This is a genomic window from Methylobacterium sp. FF17, assembly GCF_025813715.1.
GTDB lineage: Bacteria > Pseudomonadota > Alphaproteobacteria > Rhizobiales > Beijerinckiaceae > Methylobacterium > Methylobacterium flocculans.
On record NZ_CP107532.1, the window covers coordinates 5,500,424 to 5,524,694 of the forward strand.

General features: G+C 66.2%; 20 protein-coding genes and 1 pseudogene. 4 read left to right on the forward strand and 17 right to left on the reverse strand.

Going from position 1 to position 24,271, the window contains the following annotated elements; translation table 11 throughout:
* Positions 1 to 690 precede the first annotated feature (690 nt).
* Positions 691 to 927 (reverse strand): hypothetical protein, encoded by a 237-nt coding sequence (locus OF380_RS26150; protein ID WP_264048550.1) that lies wholly within the window; start codon positions 925 to 927, stop codon positions 691 to 693.
* An 86-nt stretch (positions 928 to 1,013) separates the two neighbouring features.
* On the opposite strand from OF380_RS26150, the gene OF380_RS26155 reads away from it, so the two are divergent.
* The gene (locus OF380_RS26155; protein WP_264048551.1) at positions 1,014 to 2,264 is read left to right on the forward strand and encodes a sensor histidine kinase; all 1,251 of its coding nucleotides are present in this window, start codon (positions 1,014 to 1,016) and stop codon (positions 2,262 to 2,264) included.
* A gap of 605 nt (positions 2,265 to 2,869) precedes the next feature.
* Here the strand turns inward: OF380_RS26155 and OF380_RS26160 are convergent.
* Genes OF380_RS26160 through OF380_RS26185 form a run of 6 tightly spaced genes read right to left on the reverse strand, consistent with a single transcriptional unit; the run spans position 2,870 to position 8,855 of the window.
* A complete protein-coding gene (locus OF380_RS26160) occupies positions 2,870 to 3,865 on the reverse strand; it encodes an FAD:protein FMN transferase (protein ID WP_264048552.1) in 996 nt (331 codons plus the stop codon).
* A gap of 58 nt (positions 3,866 to 3,923) precedes the next feature.
* Positions 3,924 to 4,724, reverse strand: coding sequence for a DUF4198 domain-containing protein (locus tag OF380_RS26165; RefSeq protein ID WP_264048553.1), 801 nt, complete (start codon positions 4,722 to 4,724; stop codon positions 3,924 to 3,926).
* A 12-nt stretch (positions 4,725 to 4,736) separates the two neighbouring features.
* The gene (locus OF380_RS26170; RefSeq protein WP_264048554.1) at positions 4,737 to 5,252 is read right to left on the reverse strand and encodes a DUF2271 domain-containing protein; all 516 of its coding nucleotides are present in this window, start codon (positions 5,250 to 5,252) and stop codon (positions 4,737 to 4,739) included.
* A 15-nt stretch (positions 5,253 to 5,267) separates the two neighbouring features.
* A complete protein-coding gene (locus tag OF380_RS26175) occupies positions 5,268 to 5,933 on the reverse strand; it encodes a PepSY-associated TM helix domain-containing protein (protein WP_264048555.1) in 666 nt (221 codons plus the stop codon).
* Complete coding sequence (locus tag OF380_RS26180; RefSeq protein WP_264048556.1) at positions 5,930 to 6,613, reverse strand: Fe2+-dependent dioxygenase; 684 nt, start codon at positions 6,611 to 6,613, stop codon at positions 5,930 to 5,932. The genes OF380_RS26175 and OF380_RS26180 overlap by 4 nt, the downstream gene beginning before the upstream one ends.
* Positions 6,614 to 6,617: 4 nt before the next feature.
* Positions 6,618 to 8,855, reverse strand: coding sequence for a TonB-dependent receptor (locus OF380_RS26185; RefSeq protein ID WP_264048557.1), 2,238 nt, complete (start codon positions 8,853 to 8,855; stop codon positions 6,618 to 6,620).
* Positions 8,856 to 9,141: 286 nt separating this feature from the next.
* Between OF380_RS26185 and OF380_RS26190 the strand changes: the two genes are divergently transcribed.
* Positions 9,142 to 10,104: a tetratricopeptide repeat protein gene (locus OF380_RS26190; protein ID WP_264048558.1), complete on the forward strand. Its 963-nt coding sequence runs from the start codon at positions 9,142 to 9,144 to the stop codon at positions 10,102 to 10,104.
* Positions 10,105 to 10,598: 494 nt separating this feature from the next.
* Positions 10,599 to 11,750, forward strand: a complete 1,152-nt coding sequence (locus OF380_RS26195; RefSeq protein WP_264048559.1) for an acyl-CoA dehydrogenase family protein — start codon at positions 10,599 to 10,601, stop codon at positions 11,748 to 11,750.
* A 125-nt stretch (positions 11,751 to 11,875) separates the two neighbouring features.
* Here OF380_RS26195 and OF380_RS26200 read toward each other — a convergent pair whose 3' ends face one another.
* The gene (locus OF380_RS26200) at positions 11,876 to 15,247 is read right to left on the reverse strand and encodes a PAS domain S-box protein (RefSeq protein WP_318784348.1); all 3,372 of its coding nucleotides are present in this window, start codon (positions 15,245 to 15,247) and stop codon (positions 11,876 to 11,878) included.
* 458 nt (positions 15,248 to 15,705) lie between these two features.
* Between OF380_RS26200 and OF380_RS26205 the strand changes: the two genes are divergently transcribed.
* Entirely contained in the window at positions 15,706 to 16,140 is a 435-nt protein-coding gene (locus OF380_RS26205) for a hypothetical protein (protein WP_264048561.1), read from the forward strand.
* A 974-nt stretch (positions 16,141 to 17,114) separates the two neighbouring features.
* On the opposite strand, the gene OF380_RS26210 is transcribed toward OF380_RS26205, so the two are convergent.
* From OF380_RS26210 to OF380_RS26245, 9 genes and pseudogenes are all read right to left on the reverse strand, one after another.
* Complete coding sequence (locus tag OF380_RS26210; protein ID WP_264048562.1) at positions 17,115 to 17,393, reverse strand: hypothetical protein; 279 nt, start codon at positions 17,391 to 17,393, stop codon at positions 17,115 to 17,117.
* Positions 17,394 to 17,723: 330 nt separating this feature from the next.
* Positions 17,724 to 18,635 (reverse strand): TIR domain-containing protein, encoded by a 912-nt coding sequence (locus OF380_RS26215; RefSeq protein ID WP_264048563.1) that lies wholly within the window; start codon positions 18,633 to 18,635, stop codon positions 17,724 to 17,726.
* Between the two features lie 58 nt (positions 18,636 to 18,693).
* Complete coding sequence (locus OF380_RS26220) at positions 18,694 to 19,164, reverse strand: E2 domain-associated cysteine-rich protein (protein ID WP_264048564.1); 471 nt, start codon at positions 19,162 to 19,164, stop codon at positions 18,694 to 18,696.
* Positions 19,165 to 19,173: 9 nt separating this feature from the next.
* Positions 19,174 to 19,482 (reverse strand): annotated as a pseudogene (locus OF380_RS28850) (E2 domain-containing protein); the annotation flags it as partial.
* Positions 19,479 to 21,032, reverse strand: a complete 1,554-nt coding sequence (locus OF380_RS26225) for a nucleotidyl cyclase domain-containing protein (protein WP_264048565.1) — start codon at positions 21,030 to 21,032, stop codon at positions 19,479 to 19,481. The pseudogene OF380_RS28850 and the gene OF380_RS26225, both read right to left, overlap by 4 nt.
* Positions 21,033 to 21,169: 137 nt before the next feature.
* Complete coding sequence (locus OF380_RS26230; RefSeq protein WP_264048566.1) at positions 21,170 to 22,546, reverse strand: metallophosphoesterase family protein; 1,377 nt, start codon at positions 22,544 to 22,546, stop codon at positions 21,170 to 21,172.
* Between the two features lie 5 nt (positions 22,547 to 22,551).
* Positions 22,552 to 22,836: a hypothetical protein gene (locus tag OF380_RS26235; protein WP_264048567.1), complete on the reverse strand. Its 285-nt coding sequence runs from the start codon at positions 22,834 to 22,836 to the stop codon at positions 22,552 to 22,554.
* Positions 22,837 to 22,850: 14 nt separating this feature from the next.
* A complete protein-coding gene (locus OF380_RS26240; RefSeq protein ID WP_264048568.1) occupies positions 22,851 to 23,834 on the reverse strand; it encodes a caspase family protein in 984 nt (327 codons plus the stop codon).
* 7 nt (positions 23,835 to 23,841) lie between these two features.
* Positions 23,842 to 24,252: a TIR domain-containing protein gene (locus OF380_RS26245; protein WP_449817912.1), complete on the reverse strand. Its 411-nt coding sequence runs from the start codon at positions 24,250 to 24,252 to the stop codon at positions 23,842 to 23,844.
* Positions 24,253 to 24,271 lie beyond the last annotated feature (19 nt).

The following is a 24,271-nucleotide window of genomic DNA, read 5'->3' on the forward strand; positions in this document are numbered from 1 at the left end:
CTGCTTCGACGGCAGCCTTCAGCTGGTCGTGACTTCACCATACTCCAGCTCTGATATCATCGACCGCACCGTTCGCGCAGATGTCGATTCTGCTCCGGTCGAGCCGCCGGCCGGCGATCAGGGGCGGCCACGCCCTTGTCCCTTCGCATCGCCTGCTCGAAGCTTGCCCGAGCCGCTGAGAAGGGCGGGCCAGCACGAGGACCTTTTCTCCCGATGGTGGATGCCGGGGAGCGAGGCCTTCCTGATGTTCCCCGATGTCCGCGGTTTCCGGCTCGCCCGAAGGCATCTCGGAACGATGCCCGGGGATCGTCGGCCTGGCAGCCCGCGGGGCTACCCTTTTCGCGAGTTACGAGCTCGTTGCGCTTGCCCGGATTCTCGACGTTCGCGGTGGCGAACTTGCCCCGGCCCGTGTCGCGTAGCCGCTTCCCGATTGGGCGGGCGACACCTCCTTCAGACCGCTTGCTCTTCTCACCGAGGACACTGATGGCAGCGCCTTCGTCCTGGCACCTCTACGCTCGCCGTGACGGCTATCGAGCCGACTTCTTGGACCACTTTCCAGGCCCTCACCGTCGGCCGAGGAGGTAACGATCCTGGATGGTCTGGACGCGTATGCCCATTTGTTACCGCGCGCTTGGCTCGTAGCGTCCGACGCTCCGCGACAAGGTCGCCGGTCTCTCGGACAAGGCCTTCCTAGGCGCCTCCGTTTGGGTGGCGATGATACTTCGAACCCAATGCCGCGGCCCGTGCCCGCGCCTCCAGCGCCTTGACGCGATGATGCCTTGCAAGGCTGAGGAAGCCGTCGGCGGTCTGGCGGCCGCCGGCCTGACGGCAGGCGTGGGCGATCTCCGCAAACTCTCGCGCGATGCCCTCGTCCGCAACGATGGCGCGGAGCAGTTCATCCATGAGACCGTCGGCGGCGTCACGCATCCGTGCCCTCCCCGGCACGTGTCTCTCCCCGAAACGGGTCGTCGCGACCAATCTGTGGTAAGGCCGTAAAAAACTCAATCAGGGGGATGGATTTGACGGACAAGGCCGCGCCGGCCGTTGCGCCCGAGCAGGGCGGCAGCGTGGCCGAGGAACTTGCCTACCGCCTGCGCCAGCAGCAGCTCGCCGCCGAATACGGGCTTTTCGCCCTGAGAACCCACGATACCGCCGCCTTGCTGCAGGAGGCGACGCGGGTCTGCGCGCTCGGCCTCCACAGCGAGCTCTGCAAGGTCATGGAGTACCTACCCGACGAGCGGCAGTTCGTCGTCCGTGCAGGCGTCGGTTGGAAGCCGGGCGTGGTCGGCCATGTCCGCACGGGAGCCGACCTTGAGAGCCCTGCGGGGTACGCCTTCAGGACCGGCGAGCCGGTCATCTCCAACCACCTGCAGGCCGAGACGCGGTTCCGCACGCCCTCCATCCTGGTCGAGCACGGCGTGAGGCGGGCCGTCAACGTGCTGATCCAGGGCGAGTCCAAACGTTTCGGGGTCCTGGAGGTGGACAGCCCGACCGAGGGCCGGTTCACGCACGCCGACCTCGCCTTCTTGCAGGGCTTCGCCAACCTGCTCGGCGTCGCCATCGAACGGCAAGAGGCCGAGGAGGCGCTACGGGCCAGCGAGAACCGGACCCAGGCCAACGAGACCCTGCTGCAGGGCGCGCTGGCGCATCAGGAGGTGCTGATGCGCGAGATCAGCCACCGCGTCAAGAACAGCCTCTCCATCGTCGCCGGCCTGCTCAGCATGCAAGGCCGCACCGCGACCGATCCGGCCCTGCGGCAGGCGCTTGAGGATGCCCGTTCCCGGGTCCAGACCATCGCCGGCGTCCATGACCGGCTCTGGCGCTCCGACGAGATCCACAGCGTCAACCTCGCCGAGTTCATGGGCGAGCTGTGCGAGGAGCTTCGCTCGTCCGCCCGGCCTGGGCAGACCCTGGTCTGCGACTTCGCGTCGGTCTCGGTCGCGACGGACCAAGCCGTGCCCCTGGGCCTGCTTGCCAACGAGCTCGTCACCAATGCCTTCAAGTACGCCTACCCGGACGGTGGGGGTGAGGTACGGCTCTCGATCCACCCTGGGGAAGCAGGATGCCTGCGCATCACGGCCTGCGACCGGGGCGCCGGATTGCCGCCGGGCTTCGACGCGGGCCGGTCGAGGAGCCTCGGCATGAAGCTCATCGCGACGCTTGGGCGGCAGCTTGGCGGCGAGCCGACGTGGGAGTGCGCCGAGCCGGGAACCCGGTTCTTGCTCGACTTCCTCCCGCGACCGGGCTCGCGGGACAAGGCATAGGGGCAGGCCCCTTCCGGCAAGAGTATAGGATCACGCGGCGTGGATTGCGGGTGCCTTCGAAGTTGCGGTTTCGTGGCCCTCGCCAAGCTTGGCGGTGTCGGGCATATCCTTCATGGGGCACGTAACGAACTTCGGTCCAGCAGCGCCCACGATGCTTTGGGCATGGCAGCGCGGTGGGCGGGTCACCCCCGGACCGCCATCGTCGCGCCTACCGTTGGGAGGGCGGGGTCCTGCAGGACCAACGTCTTCCAACCGTGCGTGGCCGTAGGAAATCACCAGGGTCTCGGCATTTTCCGGGAGCCACGTGTGTCGGCTGTCTTACTGGATCGAATCTGATGCCTGGTGCGCACCGTGGGTGTCTATCACCGGTGGCAATCGCAACCTGGCTCCTCGTCCGGAAGCGGACGTTCCGAATTCGACCCAGCCCCATCGTACGAGCTGCTGCGGGGACTGCCCGAAAGCGGACATACGCCTGGGTTCAATTCGACGGCGAAAAATGAACCTTCGCGGAAGCTGGCCACATCTGCTTCCGTGCTGTCCGATTTGCTAAGTCCGAATGATTGCGATGGGTGGCTTTCTGCTCATCTGGGCGAATGAGGCAATCCTTACCTCAGCATGTGCTCCGCAGCTGGACTGAAGATGTCGATGGATCCCTCGCTTCCGACAGAACGGATGCAGCATGCGAGATGGTTCGCGCGCGCGAAAGCCGACCCACGCTCCGAGCCGAGGACCATCAAGGCTGTAGCCAGCGCATCGGCGACCATGCAGGAGGCATGGATCACCGTGACCCCGAGCAGCCTCGTCTCAACTGGGTGGCCCTGGCGCGGGTCGAAGGTATGGCCGACAAGACGTCCCCCAAGATTGAGGGCGCGCCGGTAGTCGCCTGAAGTGGCGACGGACAGGTCGTGCAGGGCGACAACGATTTCGTCCGCCTCCAACCCGAGAGGTTCCAGGGCGACCCACCAGGGATTCCGGTTTGGCTTAAGGCCCCGCCCGCGTAGCTCGCCGCCAATCTCGACGAGGTGGTTTCTCGCACCCTGTGCCGTGAGCAGCTCCGACAGAACATCGACCGCATAGCCCTTAGCAATGCCGGACAGGTCGAGTTGCAGCCCACCGGGCTGAACTGCGCTCCGCGTCGCCGAGTCGAGGGCGAGCTCGCTCCAGCCAGTCCGGGCGAGTGCCGACGCGATGGCCTCTGCCGCGGGAGGTTTTTCGACGGGACCCGGTGGCCCAAACCCCCAGAGATCCACGAGGGCGCCGAGAGTGGGATCGTAGGCGCCGCCACTGGCTTCGGCGATTAAGCAGGCTGTGGCCAGGACGGTGAACAGCGCATCGGGCAGAGGCTGACGGCTGCCTGCCGGAGCACGGTTGAACCGGCACAATGCGGAATCCGGCTCCCAGTGACTGAGCTGCGCGTTCAAGCGTCCGAGTTCGACCTGGATCAGATCTCGGAGATGGGCAACGTCGCGATCCGGTGGCGGCACGAAGCTGACCGACCAAGTGGTGCCCATGGTCCTCCCGCCAATAACCTCGACTGTGCCGCCAAGCACGGCATCAGGCCCGATCGGTGCCAGCGTCAGCGGAATTAGGAGGCGGCGCACCAGCCGTGCTCTTCGCGTGAGGGCTCGGTGGCGGGTCGACGGGGACTGCGCGCGCTCATCACTGAGGCAGAACCTCGAAGGTCGCGTTGTAGACCGCGCGGCGGCGAGCTCCCGGAATGCTCGACTTATCGTCCTGCGTTTCGGCACCGAACCAGTACAGACCCGCCTGCGAGAACGGCACGGTGACACTGCCATCGGTGGCGGTGGTGAGCTTCGTCTCCTCCGACTTGTCGCGGTAGCGGCTTCCGCCGCGCACCACCTCGATGGCGACGTTGGCGGCCGGCACCCCGTCCAAGAGAAGGGTAAACCTAGCAGCTTCGCCCGCCGCGAGGTTATTGGGATGCGTGTCGAAGCGAAGTTCCAGGCCCTTGCCGCTGGGGGCGAAGGCGCCGCTGTCGGGCTTGCCGAGCGTGACGAACGTTTCCGTGCGCTGCGCGATCTCGGTGACCTTTACCTCCTGGGCATCGGCGGGAATCTCGCGGGCCATCGCCTCGGCGCGGCCGCGCCAACGCTTGGGTTGTCCGCCGAGCTTGTAGCTCGCCATGACCCCATCGTTGACGACCGCAGCCCGGTAGCTGCCGGGCTTAATTAGGTGGAGGTCGAAGGTGCTGCGGAACTTACTCGTCGCAGTGTTCTCCGGCGTGACGGCCGTGCCATCCGGTCCGGTGACCACAAGGCCGTTGAGGCGCATCGGCATGTGCTCGAACACGAAGAGGTCGTTCGAGATCGCCGCGTCGAGGGCGACCCAGGCGTCGCCGCCCGAAAGCACCGTCGACGAAGGCAGCATCCAGGCACGGTGTGCCGCAGCAGGGCCGGCGAGGGCGATGGTGAGGGCGGTCACCAGGGAAACGAGGCGCATCGGAGACAATCCTCAGGGCTTGAGTTCGAGGGAAACGATACCGAGCTCGTCTTTACCCTGGACGGCAGCGTGCACGGCGGCGGTGGGCGGCCAGGACAAGGGCAGGCGCACGACTTCGCGGCCGCCGACCTCGCGGGCCGCCTCGACCACCACTTCGTAGGTGCCGGGTTTTAGACTGGCGAGCGGCGCCGCATCGGCGGCGAAGCGCAGGGCATGGGTGCCGGCGGGACGGGTGGCGCCGCTGATCCCGTCCAGCGGCATCTCGGTCTCACGGCCGATGCGGCGCCACCACTGACGCAGGTCCTTGAGCCACTTGGCGCCGCCCTCGCCCTCGCGTTTGCGGACGTCGTACCAGACCGCGAGGTTGCCGGCAGCAACGCCGCCCGTGCCCTCGATCCAGGCCGCCACGTAGGGGCGGTGGTACTCGGACACGTCGAGACGCGGGATCTGCACGCTGAGGGTGACGTCCCCCGCCAGGGCTGGGGCGGCGAGCAGGGGCGAGAACAGCGCGGTGACGGCCAGACGCATCGGGCGGGGCTTCTCTCAAGCGTGGATGAACAGCAGGAGGACAAGGAGCGGCGCCAGCAGGCCGAGACCCACTACGGGCCAGGTGGCCGGCCGGCGCGTGGAATGGAATTGCAGCAGCACCAACCCGGTGAGGCAGAACACCAGGCAGGCCCCGGCGAACACGTCGAGGAACAGGCTCCAAGCCGCCCCGGTATTGCGGCCCTTGTGCAGGTCGTTGAGGTAGGAGATCCATCCGCGCCCTGTGCGCTCGTGAAGAACGGCACCGGTTGCTCGGTCGAGGCTCACGAAGGCGTCGCCACCGGGGCGCGGCAGCGAGACCAGGGCCTCGTCCCGCGTCAGCTCGGCCTCACGTCCGGTGAGCTTCACGCCGAACTGCGCCGAGAGCCAGTCCCGCACCACCTCAGGCAGGGCCGTCCGGCCGCTCGCCGGCAGGGCGCGCAGCTGGCTGGTGAGATCGGCGGGCAGCGTCGCCTCGCGGCTTTCCACCCGAGGACGTGCCTCAAAGGATCCGGCGTGGTTCAGAGTGATGCCGGTAACGGCGAAGAGCAGCATGCCCACGAGGCACAGCCCTGAACTGACCCAATGCCAAGCATAGAGCTGCTTCAGCCAAAAGGCCCGCCGGGCCCGGGACCGCCGAGTGCGGTCGGCCTCGCTCCGCCCTGCGAGGGTGATGGCGCTCACAGCTCAGCCCAGCGCCGGAGCAGGTTGTGGTAGACGCTGGTGAGCGCGATGACGGAGGCGTTGTCGTCGCTGAGATCCGCCCGCGCGCCCGTGATGCCGCGGTCGAGGTCGTAGAGCAGCGCCCGCGCGCCGTCGTCCTTCACCATGGATTGCGACCAGAAGAACGCCGACCAGCGCGAGCCGCGGGTGATCGGCTCGACACGGTGCAGGGAGGTCGCCGGATAGACGATCATGTGCCCCGCCGGCAGCTTGACCGCGTGCGCGCCGAATGTGTCCTCGATGATCAGCTCGCCGCCGTCATACTCGGATGGGGCGGTTAGGAAGAGTGTGGTCGAGATATCGGCCCGCATGCGGATGCCGGCCCCCGGCACCGCGCGGATCGCGCCGTCCACGTGAGCTCCGAACCCCATGCCCACGTCGTAGCGGTTGAAAAGGGGCGGCAGTACCCGGAGCGGGAGGGCCGCGGCATTGAAGAGCGGGCTGCGCCCGAGCGCCCGCAGGATTAGGTCGCCGAGCTCGCGCGCGGTGGCCGAATCCTCCGGGATCTGAAGGTTGTGCTTGGCACGCGCGGCCTGCTGACCGGCGGTTACCCGCCCATCTACCCAGTCTCCGGCCTCAAGGCCTGCGCGGCAGAACGCGACCTCCTCGGGGGTGAGAACGTTGGGAACCTCGACCAGCATCGGCTTAGTACCTCAGGCCGAGGCTGACCAGCACGGTGCGACCCGATGTCGGGATTGCGCGCGTCGAGAAGGCACCAGCGTAGTTGAGCTCGTCCGTCAGGTTGTAGGCGTTGACGGCCACCCGGTAGGCATCGGTCTCGTAGGACAGGAGCGCATCGAGGGAGAAGGTCCCGGGAATGCGGGTGATGTTGTCACTTGCCGGAAAGTAACCGTCGTCGAAGGAGACGCCGCCGCCGACCGTGATTTTGCCCGGCAGGTTCCACCAGGACCTGCCAAACGGCGTCAGATCGTAGGTCGTCCAGAGCGTGAAGGCGTTCTCCGGCACGTAGGGTGCCGCGTTGCCGATGTAGGTTCCTGAACGCACCGAGCTGCTGAGGTGGGTGTAACCGGCGAGCACGTTCCAAGCCTCGGTGAGCTGGCCTGTCGCCGTGAGCTCGAAGCCCTCGACCCGGCGCTTCTCGCCCGCGTCCAGGGCACCGGTGATGAGAAGGCCCGTGACAGGATCGATATCGAAGCTGTTGCTCTTATCGACCCGGAACAAGGCTCCGGCGAGGCCCAGGCGTCCGCCGAGAACGCTGATCTTGGCGCCGAGCTCGTAGAGCTCGCTCTCCTCGGGCTTCAGGGCGGCCGTGTTCGTCACCTCGATGTTGGTGGAATTGGCGACATACTGCCCCTGCGGGGAGAAACCCTTGGCGAAGGTGACGTAGTAGGTCTGGTCCGGGGTCGGCTGCCAGATCGCACTCGCCTTCGGGCTCACGCCAGTCGAGGCTGCCGTGACGTCGGCCCCGAACACGCCAGTGGTCGTGTTGGTGGTGGCGTAGCTGCTCACGAAGCGATCGACCCGCACGCCGCCGAGGAGCGAGAACTGCTCCGTGAGCCATACCCGGTCGCTGAAGAAGCCGCCAAGATTGGCGCCATCGCTGACGCGGCGATTGTTGTAGTTGCGGGTCAGCGCGTAGCCGGTCTGCTCGAACTGTGGAGTGAGCAGTTGCTGGTTCGGCCGGGTACCGGTGACCGCGAAGCTCGTGCGGCTGTCGGCCTGGTAGAACACGTCGAGGCCCGTCACGACCTCGTGCCGCAGGAAGCCCGTGTGGAACTTGGCGATCGCCGTGGTGACGTTCTGGGCACCCCAGGCATCTTGGTCGAAGGCCGAACCGCCGCCTGCGCTATAGGCGACGAAGGGATTCCCGCCGCTGAAGAAGCCCGACAAGCAGGCGCCAGCGCAAATCGGTGCCGTTGAGGCGAAGTTGCGCTTGTAGAAGGCGAGCCGGCTGTCGTTGGTGACGGTCAACCAGGGGGCGATCTCCCACTTCATCAGCGAGGTCAGCATGTGCACGTTGGCGTCGTCACGGTCGGTGGCGCGGGCGTAGGAGGTTGCGCGGTCAAGGCCGAACTCGGTGAGCGGACGGGCGTAGCGGTCTCCGGGGCGCAAGCCCGTCGGCACGCCGTAATCGGGTGTGCGCTCGCTGCGCTGGAACAGATAGTTCAGGTGCCAGGTGGTGTTGGTCCCCAACCCGAAGCCGAGGGAGGCTGCGATGCCTTCCCGGTCCGACCGGATGTTGTTGCGGTCTTGGATGTCCTGGCGGTGAATGACGCCATTGAGGCGGATAGCCGTGGTGTCGTCAATGCGACGGTTCACATCGAAGGTGCCCCGCCCTGTCGGCCCGCTGCCGCCAAGGCCGTCCACGGCGGTGAAGTCGGTCAGCAGGGCCTTCTTCGAGTTGATGTTGATGGCGCCACCCACCGTGCCGAGGCCCAGGGTCTCACCGGTCGGCCCCTTGATCACCGCGACGTCGCCGATGTTGAAGGCGTCGCGGGCGTAGACACCGAAATCGCGCAATCCGTCGACGTAGACGTCGTTCTTGGCCTGGAAGCCGCGGATGCGGAACTGGTCGCCGTTGAGGCCGCCGTTACCCTCACCCGAGCTGAGGGTGATGCCCGGTACGTTGCGCAGGGCCTGCTCAAGGGTGGTCGCCTGCTGCTGGCGGATCACTTCGCCCGGGACCACCGTGATCGCCTGGGGCGTGTCCTGGATGCGTCCTGGTAGGCGGGAGAGGCCCGTGCTCTCCTGAAGGGTGTTGGGCTGGCGCTCACCGAAGCCCTCGACGCTCAGCATCGGCAGTTCGGCCGCCGCATCCTGTGCCACGGCATCGAAGGGCAGGAAGGCTCCCAGCGTCGCGGCCAGGCCGACACCGAGCGAGGCTGTGGCGCCCGTGTCACGCAGCGAGAGGGAGGCTGACATCTCAAAACTCCTCGAACAAGATGTCAGCGTGTTAGACGCTCACATTCCCGTGAATCAAGTCATGATTGTGTATTTCGCACCGATTGATGCGCAAAAGGGACATATTAGAGTGGCTTCAAACTGGCCAAGACGGAATGATGCAGCAGGGCGACGCTTCATCTCACTAGTTTATAACCCATCTAATTAAAAACAAACGCCTGATACTTGTCCCTAACGCCACCATCTGGCATGCGGCCGAAGATCCCGAGGGCGCTTCACGGTCGCGTGGCCGGGGGCGCAGAGTAAGATGCGGCAACGACTGAACCCGACAAAACCCAAGCTAAACGCCCCCGGATGGGCTGCACCGACGCTTGCTTCCCTGCACCGGCACAGTGAGGCTGATTGGCAACGGATCTTCGCGACACAACCGGACGCGGCCGTGGCCTGGATTCAGCTCTCCGCGCGATCTGGCTTCAAGGCAGCGCAATTGGTCCTCGGGCAGATGCATCTAGACGGACAGGGCGTCGCGCGCGATTCCGCGTTGGCCTATGGCTGGTTCATGAAGGCAGCCGCCCTCGGGAGTATCGAGGCGCGCAACATGGTCGGGCGCTGCCACGAACTTGGCTGGGGTGTGCCGGTCGATCAGGCGGAGGCACTTTGCCACTACCGCAAAGCTGCAGCGGCGGGCCTGGCATGGGGTCACTACAATGCCGGCTGTCTTCTCCTCTACGGAACGGGCCTGCGGCGGGATCACCAGCAAGCCCTCTCGCATTTCCTGGCGGCTGCCTCACAGGAGCACGCCAAAGCCATGGGCCTTCTCGGGCGCTGTCATGAGGAAGGGTGGGGAGTACCAGTCGACCAAGCCGCGGCCGCGACGTGGTATGCGCGTGCCGCCGAAGGAGGTGATTGCTGGGGCGCCTTTAACCTTGGGCTCATGCAGGCCGAGACTGGAGCATCACGGGACGCCGCCATATGGATGGAGCGTGCCGTCGCAGCAGCAACACCGAACTGCCTCGCTGTCATCGTGAAGACTTTGGTCTCGCACTCTGATCCTAAGCTTCGCCAAATTGCCTTGATGGCATCAGATTTGCTGCTTCCTGAGAGTCTGAAGACAGCATATGCCGTACCAGTTCTTGATCGCCTAACTGTGCACGCGTCGGTCCGCTCACGTAAGTCGTTGGGCAGCTTGCATTCGGCTGCCGCGGCAGTGTTCGGGCTTGCACTCCTTTTGTTGGCTCACGTCTTGCCAATGAACCGAAGGGCAGGATAGCAGGAAATCTGCAACCTACTGATATTACTGACTGCGTTACTTTAGCATTGAGGCAGGCGCGAACCACCTGTGCGCTTCGGAGCGCACAGGTGGTTCGCGCCCAGCTTATTGGGAAAACTGACCCTGAACCGAGGTCCGCTTCCGGAAGCAAGGCTAGTTCCCGCTTCTGGCGCAAAGCGTTCCGACGCTATCTTGGGAATGAATGTCCGCCCATTTGGTTTTGTCTCCCGTAAGCGGACAGGCAGAACCCCACCCACTCCGGCCGACGAGCGGACGGACGCGTCCCGATCCGTTTCAGTCCCTAGGCAGGTCCGCTTCCAGGCTGCCGGTGTGGCAGAGGTCGATGACCGGATCTGGCGCGGACCCGATGCGCCGGGTGCACAGCCGGTGGGTTCGGGGACCATATGTCGCCCTACGGCTGAGCTCGGCATCATGGCAGGATCGAATATGACTGGGCGGAGGGGAGCACCGCGGTGGTTCGAGGGGGAACGCATATGGATCAAGTGACCCCGCTCGCCTTGTCCTACGATGCCATCGCCGCCGCCCGGCAAGTGGCGGAGACCGCCGCGACGCGAGCGGAGGCCCACGACCGCGACGGCGGCTTCCCGACCGAGGACGTCGCCGACCTCGGCTGCCTGGGCCTTCTGGCAGCGCCTATCCCGTCCTTGGCGGGCGGCGCCGGCCTCGGCGAGGAGCCGGGCGGCCGTAGGCTCGCGGCGGTGCTGCGACTGGTGGGCTACGGCAGCCTGGCGCTCGGGCGGCTCTACGAGGGACATGTCAACGCGTTGCAGCTCGTCGCCCGCTACGGCACGCCCGCGCAGCGGGAACGGCTGTTCGCCGACGCACGCGACGGCCACCTGTTCGGCGTCTGGAATACCGAGCCGCATGGTGGCGGCCTCGTCCTGGAGGACGGCGCTGACGGGCTGCGACTGACAGGTGCGAAGACCTTCGCCTCGGGAGCGGGCCACGTCACCCGTGCCCTTGTGACAGGTCGTGGTCCGGGCGGAAGCGGCACAGTGATGCTGGTCGTGCCGCTGACGCCTGGGAGCCGGGCGGACCTGTCCGCGTGGCAGCCCCATGGCATGCGCGCCTCGGCCACCGGCACACTCGACTTCGCCGGCATCACCGTCACGGCGGAGAACATCCTGGGCGACCCGGACGATTACTTCCGCCAGCCGGACTTCTCGGGCGGCGCGTGGCGGTTCGCGGCGGTGCAGCTCGGCGGCATCGAATCCGTATTCGATGCCTGGCGGGGGCATCTCGCCGCGACCGGCCGCGGCGGCGACCCGCACCAACTCGCGCGCCTCGGCGAGGGTGCCATCGCGGTCGAAGGCGCCAGGCTTTGGGTGGAACGCGCTGCGGGAGCGGTATCCGATGGCGTCCTGTCGACGGAGCGCGTCGTTGCCCTCGTCAACTTGGCACGGCTCGCCGTCGAACGGGCTGGGCTCAACGTACTGCAGCTCGCTCAGCGCTCGGTCGGGCTGCAGGGTTTTTTGCACCCGCATCCCCTGGAGCGGCGGTCGCGCGATCTCGCCACCTACCTGCGCCAGCCGGGGCCGGACCGGGCCCTCACCGCGGCCGCCGAGGAGATCCTCAGGGCCGGAGGCATGGCCGGGGACCTGTGGGGGGACGGGGCCATGCCGTGAACGGCGTCGGGGTACGGACGCAGCCCCGATTACCGGTAATGCCTCGGCGGCATGTTGCGCCGCTTGCGCGAGGATGACGCCCAAACCCGCAGGAGGTGGGTCCACTTGGCGGAGGAGAACCTCCGCTATGCGTATCGACGGACCTTGGCTGCGGTAACATCCCGGCTCGCCGCAAGCTTCATGGCATGCCTTGCCACACGGCGTGCCAGCACCTGGGCTTCCTTGAGAGACCGCTGGAATGTGCCCAATCCTTCCTGTGCGATCCGCTGCTCGTTGCAGCACTCAAGTGCATGGCAAGCCGACGACAGCGCAAGGAAACCAAGGGTCCCGGCCGAGGACACGCAGCTGTGCGCCTGGAACCGGATCAAATCCCTCTCGGCCAGGGTCGTGCCTTCGCCGAGGAAAAGCGAGCCCAACTCCTCTGCGAGTGCCTCAAGGATGCCCTTCGCACGCGCGGCACCGATCAGGGCGGTGACCTCGTCGAAGGCCGTCCGGTCGAGGAAGCCGGGATCGTTCGCCGCCTCCGTCCGCCATGACGCGTTCGCATCCGGTTTCCGCGACAGCCAATGGTCGATCATCCGATAGAGGTCGGCGCGTTTGAACGGCTTGCCGACGTGATCGTCCATCCCGGCCTCCCGAAACATCCGCACCTGCTCAGGAAGGACGTTGGCCGTCATGGCGATGATCGGCATCGTGGCGGCGGGCGCGTCCAGCGAGCGGATGAGGCGGGTCGCCGCGAGGCCGTCCATGCCGGACATCTGCACGTCCATCAGCACAAGGTCGAACGGCATCCGCTCCAGGGCGCGAACGGCGGCCCTGCCGTCCGGAACCACCTCGACCGCGTAGCCGCCTGCCTCAAGGACCGCGCGGGCAAGCTCCTGGTTGATCGGATTGTCCTCGGCGACCAGGATGCGTCCAATCCGGTGCGGTTCCGGCGCGGGCCTTGCCAGCGTCGGCGGCCGTCCGGCGGCACCCGGCGGCAGCATCAGCGAGAACCAGAACGTCGCGCCGGCACCCTCCGCCGAGAGAAGGCCGATCTCGCCGCCCATGAGGTCGATGAGCTGCTTGCAGATGGCCAGGCCGAGGCCGGTACCGCCGAAATCCCGCTCGATTGAGCCTTCGACCTGGCTGAAGCGCTTGAACAGCCGGTCCTGCTTGCCCTTCGCGATTCCGATGCCGGTGTCCACGACGCCGAAATGCAGCCTCTCGCCGGTCGGGCCGGTGCCTACATGTTTCACGGTTAAAGTGACGCCGCCGCGATGCGTGAACTTGATCGCGTTGTTGAGGAGGTTCAGCAGCACCTGCCGCAGGCGTGCCTCGTCGCCGAACACGTGACGTGGAACCGCCGGATCAATCTCGGCCCGGATCGCCAGGCCCTTCCCTTCGGCCGAGCCGCGGACGATGTTCAGGCAGCTGTCGATCAAGGCGTAGGGAGCGAAATCCTGCCGGTCGAGCTCGATGGCGCCGGCCTCGACCTTGGAGAAGTCGAGGATGTCGTTGACCACCGTGAGCAGGGCAGCCCCGGAAGTGCGCACCAGCTCGGCCTGCCGCTGAAGGTCGGGCTGGAGCCGGCCGGAACCGACCATAAGGTCGGTGAAGCCGATGATGGCGTTGAGGGGCGTCCGGATCTCGTGGCTCATGGATGCCAGGAACTCCGTCTTGGCCGCGCTCGCGCGCTCCGCCTCCAGACGCGCGGCCTCGGCATCCCGGGTCCGGGCGGCGACGCGGTCGCTCAGCGTCGCGTTGAGCTCGCGCAGGGCCGCCTCGCTGTCGCGCAGGGAGCGTTCGGCGGCGTCCCGGGCGGTGTCGTCGCGCATGGTCAGGACGGCGCCCACCGACCGGCCGTCGCGTCCGACCAGGGGCCGGGCCGAGCCGATTGCCAGGACCTCGACGCCGTCCGGCCGCCGCACCCGCCAGCGGGCGTCCCGCACCGTCTCGCCGCGTACCGCCCGCGCCAGCGGTAGGTCGTGGGCGGCGTAGGGCTCCCCGCTCTCCGTGTAGAGATGATAGGACTCGCTGTAGTGGTCCGGCACGACGTCGAGGCGCGCCACGCCGTGGATCGCGGCGGCGGCCTCGTTCACGAGGGTGATCCGGCCCGTGGCGTCGGTGACGATGACGCCCTCGGCGAGCTGGGCCAGGATGGCGTTGTGCGCCGTCTCGACAACCTCGCGATAGCGGGCCTCGCTCTCGGCCGCGGCAAGCTCGGCCCGCTTGCGGGCGTCGATGTCGCGCAAGGCGGCCACGTAGCCGGTGGCGCGACCGTCGACGGGATGGCGGATCAGCGTGAAGGAGACCTCGGTCCAGAGCCAGGTGCCGTCCTTGCGGCGGTAGCGTTGCTGGCTCACGGCGCGTTCCGTCCGTGCCGCCGTCAGGCCGTCGAGCACGGCCCGGTATGCCTCGGCATCGTCCGGGTGGACGCAATCGATGGGGCGGACGCCGAGCATCTCCTCCGGCATGAAGCCGAGGACGCGCACGGCCGCGGGTGACACGTAGCGCCGGGTGGTGTCGAGATCGCAGCGGATGATGACGTCGGAGGTGTTCTCCGCCAGGAGGCGATAGCGGGCCTCACTCGCCTGCAGGGCTTCCTCGGCGGCACGCTTGCGCGTCGCGTCCCGCGTGATCTTGGTAAAACCCAGCAGCCCGCCTGCCTCGTCCCGGATCGGGTGAAGCACGACGCTCGCCCAGAAGCGCTGGCCGTTCTTGCGGACGCGCCATCCCTCGTCCTTGAAAACGCCTTGGTGCCGCGCCGTGTCGAGGGCACCCTGCGGCGCGCCGCGTTCGCGCTCCTCCTCGGTGAAGAAGCAGGAGAAATGTGCACCGACGATCTCCTCGGCGGCGTAGCCCTTGATCCGCTGCGCGCCGTCATTCCAGTTCATCACCGTTCCCGCCGGATCGAGCATGTAGATCCCGTAGTCGCGAACGCCTTCGACCAAGAGGCGGTAGGTCGCCTCGCTTCCCGGGAGGGCTCGGCCCGAGTGCATGCGCTCGCCCGAACCGGCTTCGCCGACCGCCGTCGCGTTCGTCAGGTCCAGGTGCGCGGCGACGATGCGGGCAAGGTCACGGAGCTGCTCGCGCTGCCGCTCGGGGAAGGTGCGCGTCGCGGTATCGACGAGGCAGAGGACGCCGGCGCATACCCCAGGCCGTAGGAAGACCGGCGCGCCCGCATAGAACCGTATGCCCGGCTCGGCCAACACCTGGGGATCCGCGGAAAACCGGGCATCCCGGATCGCATCCTCCACGACCATGATCTCGTCGGACAGGATTGCGTGCCCGCACAAGGGTGTCCGCAGGGACCACGTGCCCGAAACGGACCCGTACTCGGCCTCGCCGCTTCGCTCGTGTCGCGCATCGAGTGAAATCAGGCAGGTCGGGACGTCGAACATCGTCCGCCCGGTTCGACAGATGGCGTCGAGGAAAGCTTCGGATGACCCGCCTAGGGGGGCGGCTGCATGCGCCGCGTCCGCGCAGTCGGTCTCGGTGGGCAGGGGCGTACGCATGGATCTAGGGCTGAACCGGAAAGCCGTATCGGCGAGGAACTGGAATATAGTCTCCAGCGATACCGAAGTGTAAACGCTACCTTAGGCTAGGCTCTCTCGGATCGCATCCCGATAGCCCTATCCGCAAACAAGGCGTAGGGCGTGAGAGCGGGACATCCCGCCGGTTTCCCGAAGGTTTCTCTCCGATGTGGCACCGGCGCCGGACCGCAGACGGGGGTCGTCGCCCGTGGCCGCCTTGCCAGGCCGGCCTCTGTCCCCCCGCGTTGTCCCGGGCGCCGCCGCCGGCCTCGTGCCTGGAATTGTCCGGCTCGGGAGTTCTAACGAACGGCTTTGAGCCCGGTGCGGAAGCTGTGTAAGCAAAGCTTTCCTACCATGAGACGATGCCCTCCATGCCTGAAGACGCACCCTCGCGGTTGCCGGCTGAGACACCCCCGGGCGGCGCCCGCCTCTACGCCTGAATGTTCCTGGCCGTGTCCGTAATCGGCCTCCTCACGGGAGGCCTCGAAAGGCTCGCGCTCCTGCCCGACGCCGCCGCGAAGGCTTGCCGCGCGTTCTACCTGTGCGGACCCCGCCCTCTGAACACGCTCCCGCCGTTCGAGGTGGTCCACGGCTCTGGGTCCACATGGGAACAGGTCGAGAAGGACGATGTCCCGCCGGAACAGAGGCGACTTGAGGCTGAAAACCCTGATTTCAACATCGTCTGGCATCGCGGCGAAGAGACCGGCGGCTGCAGCGGGGCGTTCAACACCACTTGCCGATACCACTACCATGGCCGATGGAGCGCAGGGCCGAAGTGGGAGGCTGCATCGAAGCTGCCGTGGATCGTCCTGGGCTGCGTGTTCCTCGTATCCCTCGCCGTCATCCTTCGTCGCCGCGGCGCGCGCTCCGCATGAAGTCCCCGCGATGAACGACCCCGGCCCTTCGCAAACGACGCCCTTTCCAACGTCGTGACTCGTAGTCCTGGTCGACGCGGAAGATTCTGGCCGCCGAATACCTTCGACTCACCCTCCCGCATGAAAACCCAGGGGGGCACGTCTGGACGCGTCAGCGCGTCCTTGCCGCCATCCAAGAACGGGATCACCGCTCGTTGTGCGGAAGCGGCGGGACAGGCCCGACGCCGACAAGACGGCGTGATGACGAACGATGCGCGTGTGCCTGCAACTTCCCGGACGGAACGAGATAACCATCGGGCAGGCCCTACAGGAGTACGGACCTAGTCCACTCGTGGACGTCTTCGCCTGCCCCGTTTGCAACGGTATCCTATCAATTCGGGCGCAAGCGGCCCTGGCGAGAACGGCACACTTCGCGCATGCCCGCGGCGCTGACTGTCCCACCATCGATGCCGCCGCGGCCCCGTTCGAGAACCTTCGAGCGCTCGACCCCGTTTCCTTGGCCCGCATCCAGCGACAGGCGAGGTTCCATGCGAACTGGCGTCGCCACCTCCTGCATCTTAGTACCTGGGCCCCCGCGCTCGCCGTCGAGGAATTCGTTGCCCGGCTGGAGCTATCACTCGAATTGAACATCTAGTCCTACGTCGGCCTCGCCGACGCTGAGATCCCCATCGTCCTCGCGTTGCTGGACCAGTTCTCGCCCGACGATGCAATGAAGACCCATACTCACCGGCCCCGCGATCACTGGTACCGGTTCTTGGTGAGCCACAGCGAGGCGGCCGGGGCCGACTGACCCTAGCCGGAGCAGGGCGCGACCATCTCGCGCGGCCGCTTCCGGTACAACCGCGAGGGCGTCGCCCCGGCCGGTGCAGACTTCATCGACCTGGAGATCGTGCCGGTGTCGGGCGCCTTCCTGGAAGGGCCCGAGCCGCAGAGGCTACACGACTACAGGGAGGACAAGGTCGACGCCTGGTTTGCTAGGCATCCGGCCTTCGGTCGATGAGCAGGCCCATCAACACGACGGCGGTGCGTTCCAGCGAGACTTCGTCGCCGAGCATCAACTCGGCGTCGAAGGGCCGCCCGGCGGCCGCCGCGTACGGGTCGGCTTCGACAAAATCGCAAGCCCAGACCCGGAGACCGGGCGCGTCGGGCACACCGTCCCGACCAGGTTCCGGCCGGTCGTCGATGGGCCAGGTCAGCCAAAGGCCCCGTTCTGCGAGTTCACATGCGCGGAAGCGGGTGAGGCGCTCCTTCATCGCCGGGAGGTCCATCGGCGCATCGATTGCGCAGACCGGGGCGGACCCGCTCCACAAACCAGCCAAGAGCAGTTGCCGTGCCATACGTTCCTCGACGGTTTACTCGTGCGCCGAGCGTCGGCCAGCGAATCGGCGTGTCAGCTATGATCGTGGGCGGACACGCACGTCACAAGCTGCGTCCGCTCACGCGATACCGTCGAAGGGGATCATTGAGCGCCGAGCGACGGGGGGTGGCTTGCAGCCATAGAGCCGCGACGGGGCGGACGCGAAATCAACGGTCGGGCCGTCCGCCTACGAGCGCGAGGTTAGCTCGGAAGCCTCCAGTGAGTGTCAGACGTTGCGCCCGAGGCGCATGATGTGGTCGCGCAACGCGTTGCAGGCTGGCCCCATCATGGCTCCGACATCGGCTCCGGGCCTAAAGTTGTACTTGATCGTCGTGATGCCGGCCAAGTCGCTCGGGAGCTTCAACTTCGCTCCTTTCGGCTCCATTAGGACGGCGCGCTGGCGTCCAAGGCTTCCCATGAAGAAGCCCAGCTCAAAAACGACGTTGTCCCGGGGTGTCGGCCACTCCTCGTCCCGAACCTCGGTCTTGTCGTCTGGATGGGCGACTGCCACCGCAAAATCGGATTGCATCAACTCTTCTTCGAGCGTCTCAAGCGTGTAGTTCGTTACCTTGAACACGCCGTTCGCCCAGACGACCGTCAGGAACGGGTCGTTCATGAGTGCATTCTCGATGGCCCGCGCCACCGGCAGAGCCTCCGAGGACGAGAACAGGAAGACGCGCGGCTTCTCGTTGGCAGGTCGGATCAGTGCGTTCCGTTGCTCCAGGCGTCGCGCCAATTCCTGCGCCATGCGTCGCCAAATCTCGGGGTGCCGGTCGGCGACGGCGGAGAATGCCGCCTCACCGACCTTTAAGACGACGGCTTCAGTGATCGCCGTGACGGTCGCCGCACGTGCCTGAGACGGCGCCACGGCAGCCATTTCACCGACTTGGTCACCCCGGCCGCGCACGTTGACGCGATGGTCGTTCACCACGACCTCGAAGTCCCCGACCACGATGAAGAACAGGTCGTTGTTAGTGCCTCCCTGTTCGATGATTGAGGTCCCGAGTGCGACGGGCATGAGCTCCCCGACATCAACCAGCGCCTCGGCGAGGCCGGGCGTTCCGGTTACAAGCCTCTGTCGTTCCATTTCCTCCACGAGGTGCTTCCGGCCCCGTTCTCCCTGAAACCGTCCGAGCATGACGCATCCTCTCAACTGTCACCCGCACTGTTCAATGGGCGTCCAATCCATTAGGGCTTCAAGGCTTGGCGACGCCAAGCGGGCACCCGTCCATGGTCCCGCAACAAGCCTTGCCTTCGAATGACTTCCAGAACGACCGCTCCGCGGTGGCGGTGTCCTGCATCGCGCCGACGATCTCGACTAGGCGACCGGCGTGGTCGCGGCATCGCCGGAGCGTAAGGGGACGTTCGTCCTGCCCGCACGGGCAGGCTTGCCTAAGCGTCGCCGGGCTACGTTGCTTGACGAAGATGCGCGCCATCGTCCGGCCGTCGACCTGCAACCGAACCGCGCTCCCCCGAGATGAACACCCTTTTGACCGAACCGTGGCCACGCGTCCGTGGAACAGCCGATCGCGCAGCCGGGGCGAGACCGCCGCGGCCGCTTCGAGCGCCTTGCGCTGGTGTACGGCAGCGCCGCCATGGGCCCATTCGCGACGGTCCGGCCATCGGCGCAGGCGCCGCGCCCGTTCCTGCAGGCGCAGGAACTGCAACACGGCTCCCCACCATGTCGCGCCGTCCGCGGTGGCTTCAAGCGCTAGGCTCTCGTAGGGCTCCCAGTTTAGGCAGAACGACCCATCGGAATTGATATGCCGCATCGGGCAGAACGCCGGGAGACGAGCCCCTAGGGTCGCCTCCCGAACATAAGGCCGCCCGCCGCTCTCCTGGACCTCAAGTTCGTAGCCGTGGAGGCTCCCGTCCGTCATCAGGACGGGCACGGCGGCGCGTAGGCGACCATGAATCGAGGGAAGCGGCGTGATCCCATATGCCGAGGCTGCCGACGCCAGGATTTCGACCGCCGGCTGCGTCATTCCCCGCCGACCTCGACGTAGGGTGTGACCACTTGGTCGGAAGCCCTTTTGACCGCCGGCGCCGCGGCGGCGAACGCCTCCGCCTTGATGGCCTTGGCGGTCCGGTCGCCGTCGGCCGCAAGTCCCTCCACCGCCTCGTTGTAGTCGAGGCCGTCGAAGCGCCGGGACGGACCGAAAAGGTCCCTGACGGCTTGCGTCCCGGAGTCGTATGCGACCTGCCCGATTGCCGTCTGCGTGCCCGTGCAACGCTTCTGTTCAAACTCCGATGCCAGTACGCCGCGGCTAACCGAGCATCGCAAGCGGTCCCCGTGCGCACCGAGCCGCGTCAAGGCTATCGGGCCGAACTCGATGCCTATCGCAAGCCCGCGCTTTTCCACGTCGACCCCCTCCTCGTTGAGCTTCTCCAGGGCGAGCTCGAAGCTGCTCCGAAGGGCCCCGGCGCACAGTACGGCCGTACTCACCGTCCCCTCATCGTCGGTCGTCTGCGCCGTTCCCTCGCACAGCAGGCCATGGACACAGTCGCCAATGAAACGGACCCGACGGCCCTCGAAGTCCACGCCCAGCACCCGGTCGAGTTCAGCGCGGATGACGTGCAGGGCGCGCACGACATCCTCCGACGTCCCCGCTTCCAAGTGGCGGGCCACGTAGGCCGTAAAACCATCGATGTCGGCATAGACGGAGACTGCCTCCTGGCGCCGCGAGTTGGAGGGTGTCAGGGCACTGATGTCGATGGTGCGCAACGGTGGCGTGTGGCGCGAGAAGCCGTAGTTGGAAAGCGGGTTCTTGGCGACGTCGGTACGCCATTCCTCCGCCAAGTCCTCGACGTCAAGACCGAGCTCGGCGTCGGCCTGCGACAGGGCGACCTCGCTGGTGGTCAACTTGGTCTTGGACGGCTCCTTGACCTCCGGCAGGCCTATCGCGCGTCGGGCGTTGTTCGTCAGAAATATGCCGATCGCAGACCCCGCCGCCGAGAACTTCGCGGCATGGTTTGCCGGATTCCCCAGGAACAAGGGCTCGCGACCGCCGTTCCGGCCGTTGTTCACGACGAGGGCGAGACCGCTGTCGATTCCGACCCTGACCCTGGCAGCGGGTACATGCTCGTCGTCGTCGCCTGTGACCGCGCAAACGTCGATGACGAGCTGTGCAACGGCTATCGCGCGATGCAGTCTCCGGCCTTCGGCGCTGCCGTCCTCGTCGTCATCGCTATCGTAGGGCTTGTGAACGACGGCGTGCAGCCGCTGGTTATGGAAATCGACGCGCAGCGCGTCCGCCCTGTTAAGGATGCGGCGCACGCTTCGACCGTGCAGGTCGAGGAACCGGAGCGTTCGCTTGTGGCATGTCTCCCCCTCGCTCGACGTGCAGTTCAGCATGTCATCGAGGTTGAGGATGTCCGCGTAGAGATGCACGGCCTCCATCCGATAGGCTTTCGCCGTGGGGATGTTGCCGAGCGACATCTCGCGCTTGAAGTCGACGATCTCGACCTTCTTCACGTCCTTGATCTTGGCGGCGATGTGTTCGGCCGCTCGGTCACGCTTCCAGCTATGTGCCATATCAACTTCCGCCTGTCGCCGGACCGGGCAAGGACCAGCCTGATTGTGAGTTCCGCGATGGATCGAGGGATGCGGACGTCAGCGCTGCACCGGGCCAACGACATGGCGCCGCCCCTCGATGGTCCCTCACCCGAACGTCATGAGATCTCTTCGGAGAATATTTCCTCCGTGCCGGCATCGGTGACCTGCAGGTATCGGGCCCGACATGAGCTGACCCCGACGTCGAGGACGGCGTAGCCATGGGTGAAGACTCCGCCGCGCGTTTGAAGCCTCGTGCCCTCAATGATGGCGGGCGTCTGCTCAAGGTCGTCGATAGGCTTGTAGATGTCGTCAAGGACGGACACCGGGACGGCGCCGTGGCCGATGCACCGACCGACTTTTATCCCGGAGAACGGCTCGTAGATCCCCAGCGAGTGCTCGTGGCCCCAGAACCAGGCCGCCACGCGGCCGTCTCGGTTCATGCGCTCGAAGGCACGCATCAGGTGGGGGTTGCTCGCCTTCCGCTTGCCTTGCGCCGGCTTGGCGCCGATGGCCGAGAACGCGGAGAACGGCTGGTGATGCGATAGGAGTATGGTCCGACCTCTGAACTCCTCGATCCGCTGGCAGTGCCATTCCAGCTCGTCGTCTTCGAGGTACGTCAGGGCGTCGGCAATCGAGCGGGGATTGTCGTCGTGCAGGCCAGTATCCATGGCAAGAAACTGCCACCTCTCGTCTGTCGAGCGCAGGCAGAAGAAACTCGCGCGCTGCTTGAGGGTATCCTCGTTCAGCTTCGGCAGCAGATCGTAATATCCAACCCCGCCGCAGTACATGTCGTGGTTTCCGGACAGCGTGTACACCAAGGTCGGTCGTTTAGCCCGCAACTCCCGCGTCACTGGGCGGAGGAAGTTGTCCTCGCACTCCTTCCCGGTCCCCGAGTAATAGATGTCTCCGAGGTGGACCAGTACGTCCGGGTGCTCCCCTGCAATGGACCTCAAGACCTCTGTGGCCGGCCGTGCGCCGGTGCCCCAATCGCTTACGAGCGCCAGGCGCGAACCGGCCTTAATCTCGTGCGTCCCCGGACCGGCCTGCGCGGGCCGGACGTACGGGATCGGCTTCCGCTTCCCGTCCGGACCGAAATACCCCGCGTAAGCGCGCAGGGTCGTCACCCATTCCACGTCGCAGGTCCCGGTCCTGTATTCGTCCTCGACCTCGGCCAGCGCAACCTGGTTCCCACTGGCGAGGGCCTTCACGTAGCGCAAGGCTAGCTCGACGCACACCTTGCCCATATCGGCCGGGGAAAGATCCCGCGCCGCCGGCAAGGAAGGCCGCAGCCCTGACCCGATTCCCTCGTCGCGCCCGTACTCCCGTCGCGCAATTGCGGTCGCCTCATCATTGAAGGTTGCCGAGGCCGACCGTTCCAACCCCCGTGCACCCGGCCCGGAGGGCTTAGCGTCGATGCGTTCGGCGACCTCCGCGACCGCCGACTGGAAAAGGGACAGCACCGGATCGCGCACGCTCTCGAAAGTTTCCGGCATCGACTTCACCCACTCCTCTCTTCGTCATCCTGAAACCAGCGCTTCAGCACCGGGAGATATCGCCGGACCTGCTCCCGGTCGCTTTCCTTCTCGTCCTCGGGCAGGTCCTCGTACCGCATGCCGAATTGGCGTTCCCATCGCTCGACCAACTCGGCGGGGAGTACCAGCGAGCCGTCCGACTGGCGGGCCGACTTGCCATGGACGTAACGCTGCCAGTGGGACCAACGCTCGTGTTCGATGGCCGCCAGTTCCTCGATGAGCGCCTCGTCATCCCCACGGTCGCGAGTCATTGCCTGCCCCCCGGTCAGATCAGCTTCTCGGCTACCAGTCGCCTGTAGTGCTCGCCGAGCACGGTCAGTTCGCAACTCTGACTGTCCATCGCGGCATGCCACATGTGGGGCGCCCCGACCGGGCGGACCAAGTTCACCTTCACGTATTTCTGGAGCACGGCGAAGATCTCCGTGTTCGCAGGATCGGGCGCCACCCCCGTGTCTGGCCGTTCCCGTTCCGGCTCGAACGATGGATCGAGCTTGATCCTGTGACCGGGGGCCGGGAAGAGCGTGGCGAGCTTTTTCAGATCGGTGAGAGATATGGGAGGCTTGGCCCTTCGCAACGACACGAACGACTTCACGTTGGTCTTGAACACCGGTCGCTGCCCGCCCCACGGTCCGAGCGACTGGTCGATGTGGGCGTAGACGCTGCCCGGCGTTACGTCCCCGACGAGGTTCGCGGCCGCTCCGTCGAGTGCGTGGACCAGCAGGTTGGTGAACACGCCGGGAGCGCCGTTCCCACCTTCATACGCGTACTCCTTCTCGGTCGACGCGGTCAGGAGGGTCATCCCCTCGGCGATCTCGGCGACGCCGCCGCCGCCCGCCCGGTTCCCGGCTATGCCGCCGTAACAGCTATCAAGGATGATGATCCGGTTCTTCGCCTTCGACTGCCTGGCGAACGTCATGATTTCGCTAAGCGGGAGGCCGTCGTTGCCGTCCTGGCTGTCGCTGGCGCAGAGGAAGCCGCCAGTCTCGTCGACGAAACCGTGGCCCGCGAAGTAGAACAGGGCCACGTCGGGATCGCCCGCGAAGACGGCCTCGACCTCCGTGCGTAATTGCCGACGGTCGAGCGGGTTGCCTCTGTCCGCCGCCGTCAGGAGCCTCGGCGTGGTGAAGTTCACCGACTGGTCGCAGTTGGTTTCGAGGACGCCGGCGACGGCGGTCGCATCGGCGACGCAGCCCTTCAACGGCTTGAGGCGGTCGTAGTGGTCGATGCCAATGATCAAGGCCTTCCGCATCCGGCCCTCACAGCGAGTCGATGAAGGCGGCGATGTTGGCATCGCTCCAGGCAACGGTCCTCACGCCGGCGATTTCGGTCCGGTCGCCGGCGTAGGCCCAGACGCCGATGATCTTCTTACCCTCCTCCTTCGCGCAGGCGATCTCCCACTTTTGGCCGCTCGACTGCGACGAGTTCCTGCTGACCAACACGATTACCCCATGACAACGCCGTATCCGCGTGCGGACTTTGTCCTTCCAATCCGTCTCGTAGGCTTCCTTGACAGATAGGTCGATAAATTCATATGGCGCCCGCGGATGCAGCGACTGTCCTTTAACAAAATCCCGCTGTCGTTCGTCCTCCATCGCGAATGCGACGAAGACAATCTTCTTCGTGGACAAATGCTGCCTCCCGTCATTCTGTTCTTTGCCGCTGTCCAAGCGACGTTTCTAGAGAGCT

Coding starts and splice junctions, on each gene's coding strand:
- OF380_RS26200 (WP_318784348.1), bottom strand. CDS start 15,247: ATGCGTACGCCCCTGCCCACCGAGACCGACTGCGCGGACGCGGCGCAT.
- OF380_RS26190 (WP_264048558.1), top strand. CDS start 9,142: ATGCGGCAACGACTGAACCCGACAAAACCCAAGCTAAACGCCCCCGGA.
- OF380_RS26215 (WP_264048563.1), bottom strand. CDS start 18,635: ATGCTCGGACGGTTTCAGGGAGAACGGGGCCGGAAGCACCTCGTGGAG.
- OF380_RS26150 (WP_264048550.1), bottom strand. CDS start 927: ATGCGTGACGCCGCCGACGGTCTCATGGATGAACTGCTCCGCGCCATC.
- OF380_RS26240 (WP_264048568.1), bottom strand. CDS start 23,834: ATGCGGAAGGCCTTGATCATTGGCATCGACCACTACGACCGCCTCAAG.
- OF380_RS26155 (WP_264048551.1), top strand. CDS start 1,014: ATGGATTTGACGGACAAGGCCGCGCCGGCCGTTGCGCCCGAGCAGGGC.
- OF380_RS26230 (WP_264048566.1), bottom strand. CDS start 22,546: ATGCCGGAAACTTTCGAGAGCGTGCGCGATCCGGTGCTGTCCCTTTTC.
- OF380_RS26210 (WP_264048562.1), bottom strand. CDS start 17,393: ATGAAGGAGCGCCTCACCCGCTTCCGCGCATGTGAACTCGCAGAACGG.
- OF380_RS26235 (WP_264048567.1), bottom strand. CDS start 22,836: ATGACTCGCGACCGTGGGGATGACGAGGCGCTCATCGAGGAACTGGCG.
- OF380_RS26195 (WP_264048559.1), top strand. CDS start 10,599: ATGGATCAAGTGACCCCGCTCGCCTTGTCCTACGATGCCATCGCCGCC.
- OF380_RS26225 (WP_264048565.1), bottom strand. CDS start 21,032: ATGGCACATAGCTGGAAGCGTGACCGAGCGGCCGAACACATCGCCGCC.
- OF380_RS26205 (WP_264048561.1), top strand. CDS start 15,706: ATGTTCCTGGCCGTGTCCGTAATCGGCCTCCTCACGGGAGGCCTCGAA.
- OF380_RS26165 (WP_264048553.1), bottom strand. CDS start 4,724: ATGCGCCTCGTTTCCCTGGTGACCGCCCTCACCATCGCCCTCGCCGGC.
- OF380_RS26180 (WP_264048556.1), bottom strand. CDS start 6,613: ATGCTGGTCGAGGTTCCCAACGTTCTCACCCCCGAGGAGGTCGCGTTC.
- OF380_RS26185 (WP_264048557.1), bottom strand. CDS start 8,855: ATGTCAGCCTCCCTCTCGCTGCGTGACACGGGCGCCACAGCCTCGCTC.
- OF380_RS26170 (WP_264048554.1), bottom strand. CDS start 5,252: ATGCGTCTGGCCGTCACCGCGCTGTTCTCGCCCCTGCTCGCCGCCCCA.